Below are 17,416 nucleotides of genomic sequence, written 5' to 3'. Positions count from 1 at the left end.
GGAAGTTCGAAAAGGTCAGGAGTGGAACGGCAGGCCCGCGTCGGCGGCGAGCCCGGTCGCGTCCTCGTCCATCGGCGGCACCAGGCTCGCGGACCCGTCGGTGACGGGAACGACGCCCAGCTCGAGGAGTTCGGCCATCGCGGCCGTGCCGGCCATGTCGCGGACCTGGAGCTGGTAGCGGGCGGTGGTGCGGTACGTACCGCCCGAGTCGTCGCCGGTTCTCTGCAGGAAGCCGGAGTCGGTGAGGAACGCGACGGCCTTGCCGACGATGCCGGTCGTCGAACTGGCGAGGCGGCGCGTGTCCTTGGTGGCACCCGTGGAGCTGCGGCGGGCCCAGATCCGCCAGGCCGCTTCGAGTCCGGGCGCCTCGGTCGTCGGGTCGGTGTTCTCGCCGGTCTCCTCGGCCCGCTCCTCCAGCTTCCGGCAGGCCTGCCGGACGAAGGCGTCCACGCCGTTGACGCTCACGCGGCCGATGTAGCCGTCGTCGGCGAGGTCCTCGGGGCGCGGGAAGGCGAGCGCGGCGACCGCGAGGTGGGCGAGGCCGTGCAGGAAGCGGTCGGTGGAGTCGGTGGCCGCCTTGCGCGCGTAGTCGCCCATGCGGACCGCGAACACGGAGTCCTCGGCGGCGGTCACGGCCATCCCCGCGCGCGGGGACACCTCCAGGACCACGAGGCCGAGCCCGGTGGCGACGGCGTCGGCGAGGCGCGCGAAGGGCGGGTCCTCGCGGTAGCGGCGAAGCAGTTCGCCGTACTCCTGGTCGCGGGAGGGCTGCAGCTTGGGCTGGAGGCCGAAGGAGACCAGCCGGGCCGCGTCCGCGGCGTCGGCCGGGGTGACGGGCGCCTGGGCCCTGGCCGAGCCCGAAGCGTCGGGCTCGCCCCGTTCGGCGTGCTCTTCGGCGTACTCGGTCACGGGTGGTGCTCCTTCATGGGTTCTGCGTGTGCTGCGTGTGACGCGTGCACTGCGCGTGCTGCGTGCTCTACGGGGCCGTGGGTCGGCATCACGCGGCCTCCGTCCGGTCCGTGGCCATCCCGACCGCGTCGAGCAGGGCCGTGCCGACGATGAGGTCGGCGCCGCCGAACTCCGGGTCGTCGAGCTCCGTGCCGTCGTCCACGGCGAACAGCAGCTTCTCCTCGCCCTGGCGGTAGGCGGTGCCGACCGGCGGGCTCGCGGCGTGCACCGCCAACAGGGCGACCAGGTACGGCAGTTCGGCATCGCGCTCGCGGGCGTCGGCGAGCAGCCCGGACAGCCGGCGCGGCGCGTCCGACGGCAGGTCGAGCAGTTCCATGGCGCCCGCGAGCTGCTCGTCGCTGAACCGGCTGTCGTCCGGCGTGGCGATGAGGTCCGGTTCGGGCATCTCCGCGCCGAGGTGCTCGCGCTCCTGGGGAGGCGTGAGCAGTATGTCGACCAGGTCTCCGACGCGGACGGACACGGGCGTACGCAGCCCGGTGCCGCGCGCGAAGAACGCGTCGGTCACCCTGCTCGCGCTCTCCACCGGAAGTGGCAGCAGCGGAGCGACGAGCTGCCCGTACAGGTCGAGGCCCGCGCGCGCGGAAGGCGTCGTGAAGGCCTGCCGGTCCTGCTCGGCGCGGAACAGCGGCCCCGCCTCCAGGAGACGCGACTGCAGCAGCGTGTGCCGGCGGATGCAGTCCTTGACGATGTCGACGAGCTCGGCGGCGCGGCGCTTGTGCTCCTGGTCCTCCGACTCGTCGCGGGCCTTGCGGATGTTGGTCAGGATCGCGTTCTCGTGCCGGTAGCGGTCCGCCACGTGGTCGAGCGCCTCGGCGATCATGTCCGGCACGGCCTTGAGCCAGTCGACAGCGCGCACATTGCGCCGCGTCGCGTCCAGCGCCTTGCGGAGCGTCTCCGAGTACTGCACGGTCCGGTACCTGGCCTGCTCGGCGGCGAGCTGCGCGTCCGCGAGGCGGCCGCGGCTGATCAGCACCTCCAGCTTGACCTCGGCGGCGATCTGCGCGCTGGTGACGTCGGTGTCGAGGGCGCCGACCAGCACGTTCACCGCCTCGTCCGTCGTACGGAGGTAGACGCTGCCGCCGTAGCCGGGGACTTCCTCGATCAGCTTGAAGTCGTAGTCACGCCGTACGTAGGAGCCGTCGGGCGCGAACGTGCCGTACACGGCGCGGAAGCCGCGGTCCACACTGCCGACGTTGATCAGGTTCTCCAGGACCCAGCGGGCCACCCGCTCGTGCTCGGCGGCGGGCCGCTGCGGGGCCTGCGCGGCGATACGGGGTACGAGCCTGGCCACTATCTGTTCGTGGTCGGCGCCCGTGTCGAAGTCCATGTTCAGGGTGACGAGGTCGATGGCGGACAGCGCCACCTCCGCCATCCCGTACGTCGAGTACTCGCCCGCGAGATTGGCCTTGCGGACGTCCAGGTCGTGCAGCGGCGCGGTGCACGCGAGCGCGCGAAGCCGCCGCGCGAGCCCCTCGTCGGCGGCCGGGCCCGGTGCGGGGCGCGGCCCCGCGCTGAGCTGGGGCGGAACGGATTCCGTGCTGGCAGGCGAAGTCACGGAGCACAGGGTATGCGCTGGGTCTGACAACGGTCGAAACGGCGCAGATGCGACGGCTTTCGGGCCCGCCCGTCACAGGCCCCGACGGGCCGCTATCCGTCCTTCGGCAGCCGCTGGCGGTAGGCCTCGACGAGTCCCTCGCGGGAGTCGTCGAGGTACTCACCGAGCAGCGTCTCGGCCGTGTCCCTGCGGCCCTCGCGCAGCATCTCCACGAGCTCCAGGTTGCGCGCCAGGTACGGCTCGTGGAGGCGCTGCGGGTCGTCCACGACGTGGAAGGCGAGACGCAGCTCGGCCAGGACGCTGCGCATCAGTTCGTCGGTGCGCTCGCTGCGTGCCAGGGCGACGAGCTCGCGGTGGAAGTGGATGTTGGCGGTCGAGACGCTCTTCCACTCGCGGAGCTCGGCCGCCCGGTGCCCGTCGGCGACGGCCCCCGCGAGCCCGTCGAGCGCGTACGGCGGATCTCCCAGGGACCGCACGACGGCGCACTCGACCATGCGCCGGGTCCGGTAGATGTCCTCGACGTCGTCGACGCTCAGGACGCGCACGAAGACCCCGCGGTTCAGCCGGTGTTCGAGCAGCCGCTCGTGCGTGAGCAGCCGGAACGACTCGCGGAGCGTGTTGCGCGACACCCCGAGGGCGCCTCCGATGCTGTCCTCCGACAGGCGCGTCCCGGGTGGGAAGTAGCCCTCCGCGATCCGGTTCCGCAGGATGTCCGCGACGCGCTCCGCGGTGCTGGTGCGCCCCAGCAGCGCGCGGTCGTCCGCGAGAGCGTTGAGTTCGTCCATGGCCACGGCGGAATTCAAGCGCAGTTCCGGGAACGAGACAACGTTGGTATCGACGGATCGTTCAACGAGAGCCGTGAAGGACTGCGTCGTCTCAGGACACGGCCGCTTCCAGAGCGGTGAGCAGCCGCTCCACGTCCTCCGCGCTGCTGTAGGGGGCGAGGCCCACCCGGACGCCGCCCGCGTCCCCGAGGCCGAGCCGCCGCGAGGCCTCCACCGCGTAGAAGGAACCGGCGGGGGCGTCGATGCCGTGGCCGGCGAGCCGCTCGGAGATCTCGGCCGGGCTGTGGCCCTCCACGGTGAACAGGAGGGTGGGGGTGCGCTGCTGCGCACGCGAGTACAGGGTGATTCCTCCGAGGTCCGCGAGCCCTTGCTCCATACGCTGCCGCAGCGCGTCCTCGTGCTCCTCCAGGGCCGCGAAGGAGGCGACGAGGCGTTCCCTGCGGCTGCCGCCCGCCTCCGCTCCCAGATCCGCGAGGAAGTCCACGGCGGCCCGCGCGCCAGCCAGCAACTCGTAGGGAAGGGTGCCGAGTTCGAAGCGCTCCGGCACGGCGTCGCTGGACGGCAGCAGCTTGTCGGGGCGCAAGGAGTCGAGCAGTTCGGCGCGGCCGGTGAGGACGCCCAAGTGCGGTCCGAGGAACTTGTACGGCGAGCAGACCAGCGTGTCCGCGCCGAGCGCCGCCAGGTCCACCGCGGCGTGCGAGGCGTAGTGCACCGCGTCCACGTGGAACAGCCCGCCCGCCGCGTGGGTGAGGGCGGCCAGGGCAGGCAGGTCGGGACGCGTGCCTATCAGGTTGGAGGCGGCGGTCACGGCCACCAGGCGGGTACGTTCCGAGAGCACCGCTTCCAGGTGCTCGGGCCGCAGCTCCCCCGTCCGCGGGTCGAAGTCGGCCCACCGGACGGTGGCGCCCGCCGCCTCCGCCGCCTGGATCCACGGGCGGATGTTGGAGTCGTGGTCGAGGCGGGTGACGACCACCTCGTCGCCGGGCCGCCAGGTCTTGGCGAGCATCCGGGACAGGTCGTAGACGAGCTGTGTGGCGCTGCGCCCGAACACGACGGTCCCGGGCGTGGTGCCGAGCAGGTCGGCCAGCGCCGCGCGGGCCTCGACGACGATGCCGTCCGCGTTGCGCTCCCCCTCCGTGGTCCGGCCCCGGTTCGCCAGGGGACCGGTCAGCGCGGCGGCCACGGCGTCGATCACCGGCGCGGGGGTCTGGGTGCCGCCCGGGGCGTCGAACCGGGCCGTGCCCGACTTCAGGGCGGGGATCTGCGCGCGGACGGCGGCGATGTCGAGGGCCATGACTCAACTCCTATGGTGCGTAGGCGACGCGAGGCTTCCCCCTGGCCGGGACAGACCCGTCAGGAACAGACCTGTCGGTGACAGACCCGTCGATGACAGTCCTGCCAGGAACAGACCTGCCAGGGACAGACCTGTCAGGGGCAGACCTCGCACGGCTGGCTCGTACCCGGAGCCGCTCCCGCGACTCCCGTCACATGATCGCAAGCCCGAAGCGGCACCTCCAGACCCGAGACCGATGCGAGCGCCGCCGCGACCCCGGCCGAGGCCCGCAGGTCGAGCCGGGCGCCCGTGCCCCGCACCTCGTGCCGCACCTCGTCCGCCGCGAGCGCCAGAAGCTGGGGCAGCAGATCGGCGCAGCGGCGCGCGACCCAGCCGGTGCCCGCCGTGGCGAGCCACCACAGGCCCGCGGCGCGGGTCGGACCGGGCCGCTCCGGCTCGACGTCGGGCGCCGGGCCGAGCGCCTCCCCCGTGGCCGCGAGAACGGCGTGGAAGCGGGCCGCGAAACGGCGGTGCCCCCGCTCACCGGGGTGCAGCCGGTCCGCGCTCCACAGGGCACGGTCGGCCACCCAGTCGGCGTCGGCGGCGTGCAGATGGGCCGCTCCGTGGCGTTCCGACAGGGCGTGGACCACGGAGTTGACCGCGCCCTGTCGACGCGCGAGAGGGCGCGCCAGGACGCCCGGCAGGCCCAACAGGGTGCCGGGGTCCGGCAGGCAGGCGGTGAGCAGGAGGGCGCCCCGCCCGGCGAGTGCCCCGTACACGGCGTCCAGGCGGGCGGCAACGGCCTGGACGTCGAAGGTGGCACGCAGGGTGTCATTGACGCCGACCACCACGGACGCGACGTCGGGGGCGAACTCCAGCGCACGGGGCAACTGCCGCCCGAGCACGTCGGAGGTCTGCGCCCCGCTGGTCGCGAAGTTGCGGAATTCCACGGGGACTTCCGCGGGTGTCAGCCCCTCGGCGAGCAGCGCGGCCCAGCCCCGCCATCCGCCGCCGACCGGATCGCCGACGCCCTCGGTGAGCGAGTCGCCGAGCGCGGCGAACCTGAGCGCCTTCATGCCGAGCCCCCGAGCGGCACCAGTGCGGGCGCGTCGTGCGCCGCCAGGAAGGCGGCCACGGCGGAGTCCCACCCGAAGCACTCGGCACGCGCGCGTGCCCGCGCCCTGCGCTGCCACAGGGGTCGCCCGAGCACGTCCCTGACGGCGGCCGCGAACGCCGCGCCGCTGCCCTCCGCCACCGCCCCGGCCCCGCCGACCACTTCCGGCAGCGCCGAGGACGCGCTGACGACGACCGGTGTTCCGCAGGCCAGCGCTTCGAGGGCGGCGAGCCCGAAGGTCTCGGCGGGCCCCGGCGCCAGGCACACGTCGGCCGTGGCCTGCAGGGCGGCCAGCGCGGCCGGGTCGGCGACGTGCCCGAGGAAGTCGACCGGCAACCGCCGCGCCCGCGCGCGTTGTTCGAGCCGCGACCGCAGCGGCCCGTCGCCCGCCACGACGAGCCGGGCGGGCACGCCGGACCGGCGCAGCCGCTCCACCGTGTCGAGGCCGACGCCCGGCCGCTTCTCCACGGAGAGCCGTGTGCACATGAAGAGCAGCACCTCGTCCACGCGCGCGTACCGGGCGCGCACCTGCTTGCTGTGCTCGCCCGGCCTGCACCGCACGAGGTCGACGCCGAGCGGGGCCCGCACCACGTTGCGCGCGCCGATCCGCACGAACTCGCGCTCGGCCCACTCGGTCGTGCACACCACGCGCGTGTAGGCGTGCGCCGTACGGACGTTGAGCACGTCGGCGGCCCGCCGTGCGGCCCGCTCCGGCAGGCCCCACGTGCGCAGCACCCCGTGGGCGGTCTCGTGGGACACCATCACGGCGGGCACCCGGGCGCGGCGTGCCCACTCACCGGTCCAGCGCAGGGTCGTCCGGTCCGACACCTCAAGCCGGTCCGGGCCGAGCCGCTCCAGCACCCGTGCCACGCGCTGCCGGTCGGTCAGGACGCGGTAGCCGCCGCTCGCGGGCAGCGGCGCCCCCGGCAGCGTAATGACGCGCCCTTGTGGGGTCTCGGTGTCCGACAGGCGCTCCCCCGGCACGATCAGCACCGGCTCGTGCCCGGCCGCCAGATACCCCGCGCCCAGCTCTCGCAGCGCGGTCCGCAGTCCGCCGGAAGCGGGTGCGACGAAGTTCGCGATCCGTACGATCCGCAGTCGCCCGCTCATGCCGCCACCGCCCCCGCCCCGGCCGACCGCGCGTGCAGCACATCGTCGTAGTGCTCGACCAGGAGGTCGCCCACGGCCTCCCAACTGCGCCCGGCCACCGCGGCCCGCCCCGCGCTCCCGTATGCGGCGCGCAGGGCGGGATCACCGGCGAGTGCCCACACGGCGTCGCGCAGCGCCTCCGCGTCGCCGGGCGGCACGAGCAGCCCGGTCCTGCCGTGCGCGACGAGGTCGAGCGGTCCGCCGGCCGCCGGGGCGATCACCGGTACTCCGCTGGCCATGGCCTCCTGCACGGTCTGGCAGAACGTCTCGTAGGGGCCGGTGTGCGCGAACACGTCCAGGGAGGCGAAGACCCGTGCGAGTTCGTCGCCGGTGCGCCGTCCCAGGAAGACCGCGCCGGGCAGCGCGCCGCGCAGGGAGTCCTCGCTCGGCCCGTCGCCCACCACGACGACCCGCACTCCCTCCAGCCCTGACACCCGCGCGAGCAGCTCGACGTGCTTCTCCGGCGCGAGCCGCCCCACGTATCCGACGAGCAGCTCCCCACGGGGCGCCAGGTCGGCGCGGAGGCGCTCGCAGCGCCGCTCGGGCCTGAACCGCACGGCGTCGACCCCGCGCGGCCACAGCCGCACCCTCGGCACCCCGTGCGCCTCCAGGTCGCGCTGTGCGGCGGTGGAGGGCGCCAGCGTCCGGTCGGCGGCGGCGTGCACGGAGCGGATCCGCCGCCAGGCCGCGCCCTCGCCCGCGCCCACGTAGGTGCGCGCGTAGCCCGCGAGGTCGGTCTGGTAGACGGCCACGGCAGGTACGCGCAGCCGGGCCGCGGCCGCCATGCCGCGCATGCCGAGTACGAACGGGCTGGCCAGGTGGACGAGTTCGGCCCGGTGCGCGGCGACCGTTTGGGCGAGGCGGCGCCCGGGCAGGGCGACGCGGACCTGCGGATAGCCGGGCAGCGGGAGCGACGGCACCCGGACGACGGGGCAGGGCGCCGCCGCGTCCGCCTCAGGGCCGTCGGGGGTGGCGGGGGCGACGACGAGGGGGTCGTGGCCGCGGGCGGCGAGATGCCGCGCGGTCTGTAGCGCGCAGTGCGCCACACCGTTGATGTCGGGAGGGAAGGACTCGGTCACGATGACGACACGCATACGGGCTTTGTCGCCCCGCCGGACGTGCTCACGTCAAAGTGGATCTTTCCTGGCGAGGAACGGTCCGTGAGCTTCAGCCGCCTGTCGACGTCCCGGGAAACAGCAGGAGGCGACCCCGTCCCACAGGGGCCGCCTCCTGTACGTCAGCGCGTCACAAGGCCGTCGCGTCCGGACCGATGCGACTGCGGACCGCGGTCTGCACCTCGTCCTCCTCGGCCGGATCGGCGGCGAGGCGGCGCAGCTGGTCGACGACGCGGGCGTCACCGGTCTCGGCGTGCCGTGCGGCGACCTCGCGCGTGCTCTCCTCGCAGTCCCACAGGCACTCGACGGCGAATCCGGCGGCGAAGGAGGGATCGGTGACGGCGAGCGCGCGGGCGGCGCGGCCACGGAGGTGCGATGACGCCGTCTCGCGGTAGATGTGCCGGAGCACGGGGGCGGCGCAGACGATGCCGAGCCGCCCGGCCCCGTCGACGAGCGGCCAGAGGGTGGGGGCGTCGGGGCCGTCGCCGCGTACTGCCTCCCGGAGGGAGGCGAGGACGAGTTCGCCGTCCTCGGCGCCGCCCCGGCAGGCGAGCATGCGGCCCGCGGCGGCGCCGAGCGGGTCGGGCCGGGGGGCCCATTGCCGGGCGCGCTGCACGACGGCGACGCCGCTCATCCGCTCGAAGGCGTCGAGGGCCGCGTCCACGACGGCGCGGGACGGCGCCTCCACGGCGGCCTCGATGAGATCGAGCGCGGCCGGATCGTGCATGTCGGCGAGGTAGCGAAGGGCGGTGCAGCGGGCCCCGTCGGTCCCGTCCTGCGCGGCCCGCACGATCAGGGCGTGGTCCTCGGGACCGGCCACGGCGGTCAGGCAGCGGGCGGCGGGCACGTACAGGACGGCGCCGCGCTCGAAGCCCTCCTGCGCCCAGTCGAAGACGGCCTGCACGCTCCACTCGGGGCGCGGGCCCGCCGGCCGCATCTGGCGCTGCCAGCGGTCGAAGGAGCCGGCCTCCTGCGCGGCACGCACGCGTGCCCCCACATGTGGGCGCGGGTCCTCGGCCCACAGGCGCCAGGGCCGCGGCTCGAAGGCGTCGCGCACCACGGCGGCGAGCTCGGCCTCGGCGTCCGCCGGGAAGCGGGCGAGGACCGGCTCGGCGAGCGCGCGCAGGCCCGCGTCGTCGTCGCGCAGGGCCAGCTCGTCGAGCGCCCAGGCCCAGTTGCCGCCCACGGCGGCGTACCTGCGCAGCAGCTCCAGGGCGTCCGGCCTGCCGTAGGAGGCGAGGTGGCCGAGGACCGCGAGTGCCAGGCCCGTACGCGACTCCTCGGTGTCGAGGAGGTCCTCGGGGTCGAAGAGGTGCCGCTCGATCTCGTCGAGCTCGCCGTGGAGGTCGACGTAGAGCCGGGCGTAGTACAGCGAGCGGTTCTCCACCTGCCAGTCGTGGCGGGGGTCGCTCAGCACACAGTGATTGATGGCCGCGAGAGCCTCGGCTCGCGGCGCCGTCAGCGCGTGCAGCGTGCCGTCGCCGCGGCCCCGCTGCAGCAGGCCGAGCAGCGTACCGCTGGGCGCTATGACCGGTTCGAACATGGGAAACAGCCTCACATCAAGCGTCGACGCAACCGGGATGCTCACCTACCTGGCCACGCGACAACACGTCGGAGCGCCCGCCGTCTCTTGCTTGCTGCTACCCATTTCTCTGCCTCTCGTCCAAGGCCCGGAACCGGGCCGTTCACGGCCCGCTCTGCACGTGGGCACCACCTGCCCCGGCCTCGCGTCCGTAAATCACGCCGTCATCATGACCCAGCGGCGGAGCGCACCGCGACCACATTTCCCGCACCCCCGTTTTGCCTGGTCAGAGCCAGTGTGTCAGGAGGCGCCGAAGAGGTCGACGAGCTCCGTCTTGCCGAACATCCGAGCCGTGTCGACCGCCGAAGGGGTCCCCGCGGCCGGGTCCGCGCCCCCGTCGAGCAGCGCGCCGATCACACCGTCGGCGCCCTTGAAGACGGCGCCCGCGAGCGGGGTCTGGCCCTTGTCGTTGGCGAGGTTGGCGTCGGCACCGCGCTCCAGGAGGGCGCGCACCGCCTCGGTGTGCCCGTGATAGGCGGCGAGCATGACGAGCGTGTCGCCCCGGTCGTTCGTGAGGTTCGCCGGCACCCCGGCGTCCACATAGCCCGCAAGAGCCTCCGTCTCACCGCGTCGCGCGAGGTCGAAGATCTTGGTGGCCAGCTCCACGACCTCCGGGTCGGGGGCTTCGCTCATCGGGCGGACCGCCTTTCTCATACGTGCCGGTACGGCTGTGCAGCCGTACGAGTGAATCGACAGGGTACTGCCCGGTCGGGCACATGGCCCGACCCCACCGAGGCAAAGATCACGGAGAGTGCGGACGACCGTCCGGCAGCACGCTCGAGCAGGTCAGCAGGGCTCCGCGAACGGGTGAAACAAACAAATTTCCACCCATTTGCACCTTTTGTCGTATAGATACATGCTGTGAGCCTGGAAGAACTCATGGTGACTGTCCCCATCAACCAGGAGAACCCTCATGATCCTGTCCATCTCGGGCGTCGTGCTGCTCGGCATCATCGTCTTCTTGTTCTTCCGCAAGGACGGCCTGAAGGCTTCGCACGCACTGGTCTGCGCCCTCTTCGGCTTCTACTTGGCGGGCACGGCCATCGCCCCGAGCATCAAGGCGGGCGGCCAGAGCCTCGCCAGCCTGCTCGGCGGGATCAAGTTCTGACGGACCCCTCACCCGCACACACCATCAGGAGAACGACGTGGCCAGGCGCCCACTCCCCCGCATTCTGAGCAACGGCAGCGCCACGATCGCCCGGAGCCGGGACATGGCTCGGACGGCCGCCGACGGTGCCACCGACGTACTCCATCCCCTCATCACGGTCAGCCGTGGACTGCGCCGCCTGGCAGCCGCCGGGCGGCACAAGTGGGCGGACACCCCCAAGGAGAAGCGCGGACCGCTGCTCTTCCTGGTGGCCGCCGTCGTCCTGGTCGTGGTGTTCATTCCGTACGGTCCGCTGCTGGCGCTCATCACCCTGATGGCGGCGGCCGCATGGAAGGGTCGCGATCCGAAGCCGCCGGTGCAGACCGGCCCCGACGATTCGCAGGTACAGCGCCTCTCGTCCCTCTACGAGGCGCTCGTACCGTACTTCTCCGTGTCCGAGGACCCGAGCCCGCTGTACGCGCACGGGGGCGACTGGGAGAAGGCCTTCGAGACGTTCGACTTCGACGGCGACGGCCGTGTCGACCGGATCGGCATCCGCTACCCCGCCTACTTCACGGACGGGGAGGCGGCGTCGCGGGCCCGTATCGAGCAGCTGCTGCACGCCAAGCTCGGCCGGGGCCGCGAGTACCACTTCGCGTGGGACGAGGAGGGCAACCACCTGACGGTGAACGTGCTCGACCCGCTGCCCACGGACATCGCCGCCCAGCCGTTCGTGACCTCGCCCGGTGAGACCGTCCTCGGCTTCACCGACGGGACCGGCGTCCAGCGCACACTGCCGGTGATGGCGGGCGAGGAGGAGCGGGACGTGCCGCCCGTCGTGTGGCGCACCGGCGTCCGCTCCACCGAGCCGCACCTGCTGGTCGCGGGGCAGCCGGGCAGCGGCACGACCACCTTCCTGCGCTCCGTCGCGCTGCAGGCCCTGCGGCACGGCGACGTCCTGATCATCGAGGGCAGCGGTACGGGCGACTACGCGTGCCTGGTCGGCCGCTCCGGGGTGCTCGCCGTGGAGTGCGGTCTCGCCGGCGCGCTGACCAGCCTCGAATGGGCGGCGCACGAGACGGAGCGGCGGCTGATCGCCGCGAACCGGGCGCGCCAGGCCGGGCATCCCACCCCGGACGACATCAAGCGCCCGCTGTGGATCCTGCTCGACCGGCCCAGCGCCCTGGGGCACCTCGCCGCCGCGGACGCCCGCAAGGACCCGCAGACGCTGCTCCAGGTGCCGCTGCGGCACGGTCGCGCGGCCGGCGTGACGGTCGTCGTGGCCGAGCAGCTCGACAGCCTGGACGCCCTGATCGACCCGGTACGCCAGCACGCCCGCGCGCGCGTGGTGCTCGGTCCGGCCGCTCCGGAGGAGCTGGGGGACGTGCTCGGCACGGTGCCGCAGACGACGCCGACCGCCGACACCCCCGCGGGCCGCGGCTACGCCCGCCTGGGCAACGGTCCCGTCCACCGCCTCCAGGTCCCCGCCACCCCCGACCCGTACGACGACGCGACGAGCGAGGCGCACCGGCAGGCGGTCACGGCGCTTCTCCCGGAGCGCAGCACGCCGGCGGACGCGACCGTGGAGACGCCGGTCGAGGCGGTCCCCGACGAGGCCGAGGCGCTCTCCAAGCGCTGACCTCGCGCCCGGGCCTTACGCGATCAGGGTGCGCGGCACGTCCCCGCCCGCGCCCTGACCGTCCCTCACCAGCCGCGCCGCCGCCGCGAGCCGCGCCGCGGCCTCGTCGGCCACGGCGCCGCCCACCGTGAACGGCAGCCGTACGTACCCCTCGAAGGCGCCGTCGACGCCGAAGCGGGGGCCCGAGGGCACGCGCACCCCGACCCGCTCGCCCAGCTCGGCCAGGCGCGAGCCCGACAGGCCACCGGCCTTGACCCACAGGGTGAGGCCCCCGTTCGGCACGTCGAACTCCCAGTCGGGCAGCTCGCGCCGTACGGCGGTCACCAGCGCGTCGCGGTTCTCGCGCGCCTGCCCGCGCCGCAGCGCGACGGCCTCCTCCCAACCCCCGGTGTTCAGCAGCCAGTTCACCGCCAGCTGCTCCAGGACCGGGGTCCCGAGGTCCGCGTACGCGCGCGCGGCGACCAGGCTGCGGATGACGTCGGGCGCGGCCCGCACCCAGCCGATCCGCATCCCCGCCCAGAACGCCTTGCTGGCCGAGCCGACCGTGACCACCGTGGAGCCCGCGGGGTCGAACGCGCAGACCCGACGCGGCATGTCGAGGCCTGCGTCCAAGTGCAGCTCGGTCATCGTCTCGTCGACCACAAGGACGGTGCCGGCCGCGCGCGCGGAGTCGACCAGCGAGCGGCGCTGCTCCTCGTCGGCGAGCGCGCCCGTCGGATTGTGGAAATCGGCGACTACGTAGGCGAGCCGCGGCGCCGCCTCGCGCAGCACCTGGCGCCAGCGGTCGAGGTCCCACCCCTGGAGCCCGTCGGCCATGGCGACGGGCACGAGCCGCAGGCCCGCCTCGCGCATCAACTGAAGGATGTTGGCGTACGAGGGCGATTCCACCGCCACGCGTTCCCCGCGGCCCGCGAAGAGGTGGCAGATCGCGTCGATGGCGCCCATCGCGCCGGTCGTGACCATGATCTGTTCGGGCATGGTCGGGATGCCGTGCGCGGTGTACCGCTCGGCGATCATCGTGCGCAGCGCGGGCAGCCCCGCCGGGTAGTCGCCGTGCGTGTGGGCGTACGGCGGCAGCTCCTCCAGGGCGCCCTGCACGGCGCGGGTCAGCCACGGTTCGGGGGCGGGCAGGGCGGCCGTACCGAGGTCGATCATGGAACCGAGGGCCTCGGGCGGCAGGGGTTCCAGGCCCCGCGCGGGCAGCGGGTTCCCGGCGGGCACGGCGGTCCAGCTGCCCGCTCCCCTGCGGGACTCCAGGAAGCCCTCGCCGCGCAGCGCCTCGTAGGCGGCCGCGACCGTGGTCCGACTCACCGAGAGCGCCTGGGCCAGTTCGCGCTCGGCAGGCAGTCGCGTGGCCACTGGGACGCGGCCCTCCAGGACGAGGAGGCGGATGCCGTCGGCGAGGGCGCGGTAGGCGGGCGGGCGGCGGGTGCCGGGGCCCGCGGGGCGCGGCTGCTGCGAGGTGAGCAGCCGGGCGAGCTGGGTCGAGCCGATCGCCGAAGTCCACTGGGCCATGCGAGCCAGTCCACCTTCCTCGGATTGGCCATGGTTGGCATCCGATTCCACGCCACAGAGTGTCATGCGTCAGGCCACTACCACCACAGAGGGGCTCACCTTGTCCGCGTCACCGTCCGCTCCGTCGCCAGGCGGCCCGCTCGTCCGCCGCCTCGTGCAGCTCTACGTTGGTCTCGCGCTGTACGGCGCCAGCTCGGCGCTCCTCGTGGAGGCGGGCCTCGGCCTGGAGCCCTGGGGCGTGCTGCACCAGGGGCTCGCCGAGCTGACGGGCATCTCCATCGGCGTCGTGTCGATCATCGCGGGCGCGATCGTCCTGCTCCTGTGGATCCCGCTGCGGCAACGGCCGGGGCTCGGCACCGTATCGAACGTCTTCGTGGTGGGCCTCGCGATCGACGGCACGCTCGCGGTCGTCCCCGATGCGCACTCCGTAGGAGTGCGCATCCCGTTGATGCTGGCCGGGATCGTGCTCAACGGCGCCGCGACCGGCCTCTACATCGCGGCGAGGTTCGGCCCCGGCCCGCGCGACGGCCTGATGACCGGGCTCCACCAGCGCACCGGCCGCTCGATCCGCCTGATGCGCACGGTCATCGAGGTCGCCGTCGTGGCGAGCGGCTTTCTGCTGGGCGGCACGATCGGCGTCGGCACGGTCCTGTACGCCCTGACGATCGGCCCGCTGGCGCAGTTCTTCCTGCGCTTCTTCGCCGTCCCCGCGTCGCCCGCCGGTTCCACGGTGGTCGCCGGCGGCACATGGCGGCGGGCGATACTGCGACGGTGACCTCGCGCGTACGCCATCCCTACCTCGACCATCCGGGGCCGCTCGCCCTCGCCCACCGGGGCGGGGCCGCGGACGGCCTGGAGAACACCGTCGCCGCGTTCCGCCGCGCCGTGGACCTCGGCTACCGCTACATCGAGACCGATGTGCACGCGACGTCCGACGGGCGCCTCGTCGCCTTCCACGACGCCACGCTGGACCGGGTCACGGACGGCGGCGGCCGGATCGCCGGCCTCCCGTGGTCCACGGTGCGCCACGCGCGCGTGGCGGGCACCGAGCCGGTGCCGCTCTTCGAGGAGCTGCTGGAGTCGTTCCCGGACGTGCGCTGGAACGTGGACGTCAAGGCGGAGCCCGCGCTCGTCCCGCTCCTCGATCTGCTGCGCCGCACGCGCGCGTGGGACCGCGTCTGCGTCGGCTCCTTCTCCGAGGCGCGCGTCGCCCGCGCGCAGGCCCTCGCGGGCCCCCGCCTCGCCACGTCGTACGGCACCCGGGGCGTGCTGGGCCTGCGCCTGCGCTCGTACGGGATTCCGGCGACGCTGCGCCGCTCCGCGGTCTGCGCCCAGGTGCCGGTGGCGCACGGGCGGGTCCAGGTGGTCGACCACCGCTTCGTCCAGGCCGCCCACGCGCGCGGGCTGCAGGTCCACGTGTGGACGGTGAACGACGAGAAGGAGATGCGACGGCTTCTCGACCTCGGGGTCGATGGCATAGTTTCCGATCACATCGAGACGCTGCGGGACGTCCTCAAGGACCGGGGGACGTGGGTCTGACCGCCACCCCGCGGCGCCGTACGGCGGGGACGGCAAGGGGACACGGGTGGGCACCGAGATCGCGCGGGACGCGGAGCCGGGGGCGCCGACCCCCGCCGAGCGCAAACGCGAGCAGCGCGGCTGGTACTTCTACGACTGGGCGTGCTCGGTCTATTCGACCAGCGTCCTGACGGTGTTCCTGGGCCCGTATCTGACCTCGGTCGCGAAGGCCGCCGCCGACCCGGACGGCTTTGTGCACCCCCTGGGCATCCCGGTCCGCGCGGGCTCCTTCTTCGCGTACTCGGTCTCCCTCTCGGTGATCCTGTCGATCTTCGTGATGCCCCTCGCGGGCGCAGCGGCGGACCGTACGGGCCGCAAGAAGCCGCTGCTCGCGCTCTGTGCCTACATAGGCGCCGCGGCGACGGCCGGGATGTTCTTCCTGGACGGCGACCGCTATCTGCTGGGCGGCCTGCTCCTCGTCGTCGCGAACTCCTCGCTGGCCGTCTCGATGGTGCTCTACAACTCGTATCTGCCGCAGATCGCTCCCCCGGAGGAGCGCGACGCGGTCTCCTCGCGCGGCTGGGCCTTCGGCTACGCCTCTGGCGCCCTCGTCCTCCTGGCGAACCTGGTGCTGTACACGGCCCACGACACCTTCGGTGTCTCCGAGTCGACGGCGGTGCGCATCTGCCTGGCGTCGGCGGGCGTCTGGTGGGGTGCGTTCACCGTGGTGCCGCTACGCCGCCTGCGCGACCGGCGCACGGACCCCGCTCCCGGTGGTACGGCCTCAGGACCACGGCAGCTGCTTGCCACGGTGAAGGACATGCGCCGCCACCCGCTGACGCTCTCCTTCCTCCTCGCCTACCTGGTCTACAACGACGGCGTGCAGACGGTGATCTCGCAGGCCTCCATCTACGGCTCCGAGGAGCTGGGGCTCGACCAGTCGACGCTCATCGTGGCAGTGCTCCTCGTGCAGCTCCTGGCGGTGGCCGGGGCGCTCGCGATGGGCCGCCTCGCGCGCGTGTACGGCGCCAAGCGCACGATCCTCGGCTCTCTGGTGGCGTGGACGGTGACGATCGGGGCCGGTTACTTCCTGCCCGCCGGGGCGCCCGCGTGGTTCTTCGCGCTCGCCGCCGGCATCGGGCTCGTCCTGGGCGGCACCCAGGCGCTGTCCCGCTCGCTGTTCTCGCACCTCGTACCGGCAGGGAAGGAGGCCGAGTACTTCTCCGCGTACGAGATGAGCGACCGCGGGATGAGCTGGGTGGGGCCCCTGGTGTTCGGGCTCGCGTACCAGTTGACCGGGAGTTATCGCGACGCGATCGTGTCCCTTGTCGCCTTCTTCGTGATCGGTTTTGTCCTGCTCGCGAGGGTTCCGGTCCATCGGGCGGTCCGCGACGCGGGCAATTCCGTACCGGCCCGGATTTAGCACCTGAAGGCAAATCCCGGTAGTGTACGCGGTTGGCCTGCCAGGCGTACCGTTACTGCACGTCTAGATCGCGAAACGCTAGGTGACATCCTGCGTGAGATGTGACAAACCGGTCACCGGTGGGTACAACAAGGGGCGGCTACGACGGCGACGCATGACCCGGGAACCGGGAATCTTTACCGCCGACCGGACGTTGACCGGATGACGACGACAGCGACACCTGTCCTGTGGGCGACAAGCCCGGGAGGCACGATTCATGAGTGAGCGAGCTCTTCGCGGCACACGCCTCGTAGTGACCAGCTACGAGACGGACCGCGGCATCGACCTGGCCCCGCGCCAGGCCGTGGAGTACGCATGCGAGAAGGGACATCGCTTTGAGATGCCCTTCTCGGTGGAGGCCGAAATTCCGCCGGAGTGGGAGTGCAAGGTCTGCGGGGCCCAGGCACTTCTCGTCGACGGCGACGGCCCTGAGGAGAAGAAGGGCAAGCCGGCTCGTACGCATTGGGACATGCTGATGGAGCGGCGCACCCGTGAGGAGCTCGAAGAGGTCCTCGAGGAGCGCCTGGCAGTTCTGCGTTCGGGCGCGATGAACATCGCGGTGCACCCGCGGGACAACAGCGGACGCAAGTCGGCCTGAGCCCCAGAGGCACACCGCAGCACAACGGCCGGGGCCGGACACACACCGTGCGTCC

General features: G+C 73.1%; 16 protein-coding genes. 6 read left to right on the top strand and 10 right to left on the bottom strand.

What is annotated here, in order from left to right; all coding sequences use genetic code 11:
* Positions 1-15: 15 nt before the first annotated feature.
* From ACFV9W_RS35920 to ACFV9W_RS35880, 9 genes are all read right to left on the bottom strand, one after another.
* Positions 16-909, bottom strand: a complete 894-nt coding sequence (locus ACFV9W_RS35920) for a hypothetical protein (protein WP_385769675.1) — start codon at positions 907-909, stop codon at positions 16-18.
* Between the two features lie 88 nt (positions 910-997).
* Entirely contained in the window at positions 998-2,524 is a 1,527-nt protein-coding gene (locus tag ACFV9W_RS35915; protein ID WP_385769673.1) for a hypothetical protein, read from the bottom strand.
* 92 nt (positions 2,525-2,616) lie between these two features.
* Positions 2,617-3,309: a GntR family transcriptional regulator gene (locus tag ACFV9W_RS35910; RefSeq protein ID WP_385769711.1), complete on the bottom strand. Its 693-nt coding sequence runs from the start codon at positions 3,307-3,309 to the stop codon at positions 2,617-2,619.
* Positions 3,310-3,400: 91 nt separating this feature from the next.
* Complete coding sequence (locus ACFV9W_RS35905) at positions 3,401-4,603, bottom strand: cysteine desulfurase-like protein (protein ID WP_385769671.1); 1,203 nt, start codon at positions 4,601-4,603, stop codon at positions 3,401-3,403.
* Between the two features lie 134 nt (positions 4,604-4,737).
* Positions 4,738-5,658, bottom strand: a complete 921-nt coding sequence (locus ACFV9W_RS35900) for an SGNH/GDSL hydrolase family protein (protein WP_385769669.1) — start codon at positions 5,656-5,658, stop codon at positions 4,738-4,740.
* Positions 5,655-6,806 carry a glycosyltransferase gene (locus tag ACFV9W_RS35895; RefSeq protein ID WP_385769667.1) on the bottom strand — a complete coding sequence of 384 codons (1,152 nt, stop codon included), beginning with the start codon at positions 6,804-6,806 and terminating at the stop codon, positions 5,655-5,657. The genes ACFV9W_RS35900 and ACFV9W_RS35895 overlap by 4 nt, the downstream gene beginning before the upstream one ends.
* On the bottom strand, positions 6,803-7,939 hold the full coding sequence (locus ACFV9W_RS35890) for a glycosyltransferase family 4 protein (protein WP_385769665.1): 1,137 nt from the start codon (positions 7,937-7,939) through the stop codon (positions 6,803-6,805). Before ACFV9W_RS35890 ends, ACFV9W_RS35895 begins: the two co-directional genes overlap by 4 nt.
* Before the next feature lie 151 nt (positions 7,940-8,090).
* On the bottom strand, positions 8,091-9,503 hold the full coding sequence (locus tag ACFV9W_RS35885) for a HEAT repeat domain-containing protein (protein WP_385769663.1): 1,413 nt from the start codon (positions 9,501-9,503) through the stop codon (positions 8,091-8,093).
* Positions 9,504-9,782: 279 nt separating this feature from the next.
* Entirely contained in the window at positions 9,783-10,175 is a 393-nt protein-coding gene (locus ACFV9W_RS35880; protein WP_385769661.1) for an ankyrin repeat domain-containing protein, read from the bottom strand.
* A 280-nt stretch (positions 10,176-10,455) separates the two neighbouring features.
* Here ACFV9W_RS35880 and ACFV9W_RS35875 point away from each other — a divergent pair, with 280 nt between their 5' ends.
* On the top strand, positions 10,456-10,650 hold the full coding sequence (locus tag ACFV9W_RS35875; protein ID WP_266598445.1) for a hypothetical protein: 195 nt from the start codon (positions 10,456-10,458) through the stop codon (positions 10,648-10,650).
* A gap of 37 nt (positions 10,651-10,687) precedes the next feature.
* Positions 10,688-12,268, top strand: coding sequence for a hypothetical protein (locus ACFV9W_RS35870; RefSeq protein WP_385769659.1), 1,581 nt, complete (start codon positions 10,688-10,690; stop codon positions 12,266-12,268).
* A gap of 15 nt (positions 12,269-12,283) precedes the next feature.
* Here the strand turns inward: ACFV9W_RS35870 and ACFV9W_RS35865 are convergent, their stop codons facing one another.
* Positions 12,284-13,783 (bottom strand): PLP-dependent aminotransferase family protein, encoded by a 1,500-nt coding sequence (locus ACFV9W_RS35865; RefSeq protein WP_385769657.1) that lies wholly within the window; start codon positions 13,781-13,783, stop codon positions 12,284-12,286.
* A 64-nt stretch (positions 13,784-13,847) separates the two neighbouring features.
* Between ACFV9W_RS35865 and ACFV9W_RS35860 the strand changes: the two genes are divergently transcribed.
* The 4 genes from ACFV9W_RS35860 (at position 13,848) to ACFV9W_RS35845 (ending at position 17,361) form a co-directional block, all read left to right on the top strand.
* Positions 13,848-14,558: a YitT family protein gene (locus ACFV9W_RS35860; RefSeq protein WP_385769655.1), complete on the top strand. Its 711-nt coding sequence runs from the start codon at positions 13,848-13,850 to the stop codon at positions 14,556-14,558.
* A complete protein-coding gene (locus ACFV9W_RS35855; RefSeq protein WP_385769653.1) occupies positions 14,555-15,322 on the top strand; it encodes a glycerophosphodiester phosphodiesterase in 768 nt (255 codons plus the stop codon). Before ACFV9W_RS35860 ends, ACFV9W_RS35855 begins: the two co-directional genes overlap by 4 nt.
* Before the next feature lie 46 nt (positions 15,323-15,368).
* Positions 15,369-16,724, top strand: a complete 1,356-nt coding sequence (locus ACFV9W_RS35850; RefSeq protein WP_385769651.1) for an MFS transporter — start codon at positions 15,369-15,371, stop codon at positions 16,722-16,724.
* 256 nt (positions 16,725-16,980) lie between these two features.
* Entirely contained in the window at positions 16,981-17,361 is a 381-nt protein-coding gene (locus ACFV9W_RS35845) for an RNA polymerase-binding protein RbpA (RefSeq protein ID WP_266721963.1), read from the top strand.
* Positions 17,362-17,416: the final 55 nt, after the last annotated feature.

It is taken from the genome of Streptomyces sp. NPDC059897, from assembly GCF_042730865.1.
In the GTDB taxonomy this organism is placed as follows: domain Bacteria; phylum Actinomycetota; class Actinomycetes; order Streptomycetales; family Streptomycetaceae; genus Streptomyces.
Note: the sequence above shows the minus strand (reverse complement) of the source record. Positions and strands in the feature narration are given on the sequence as shown.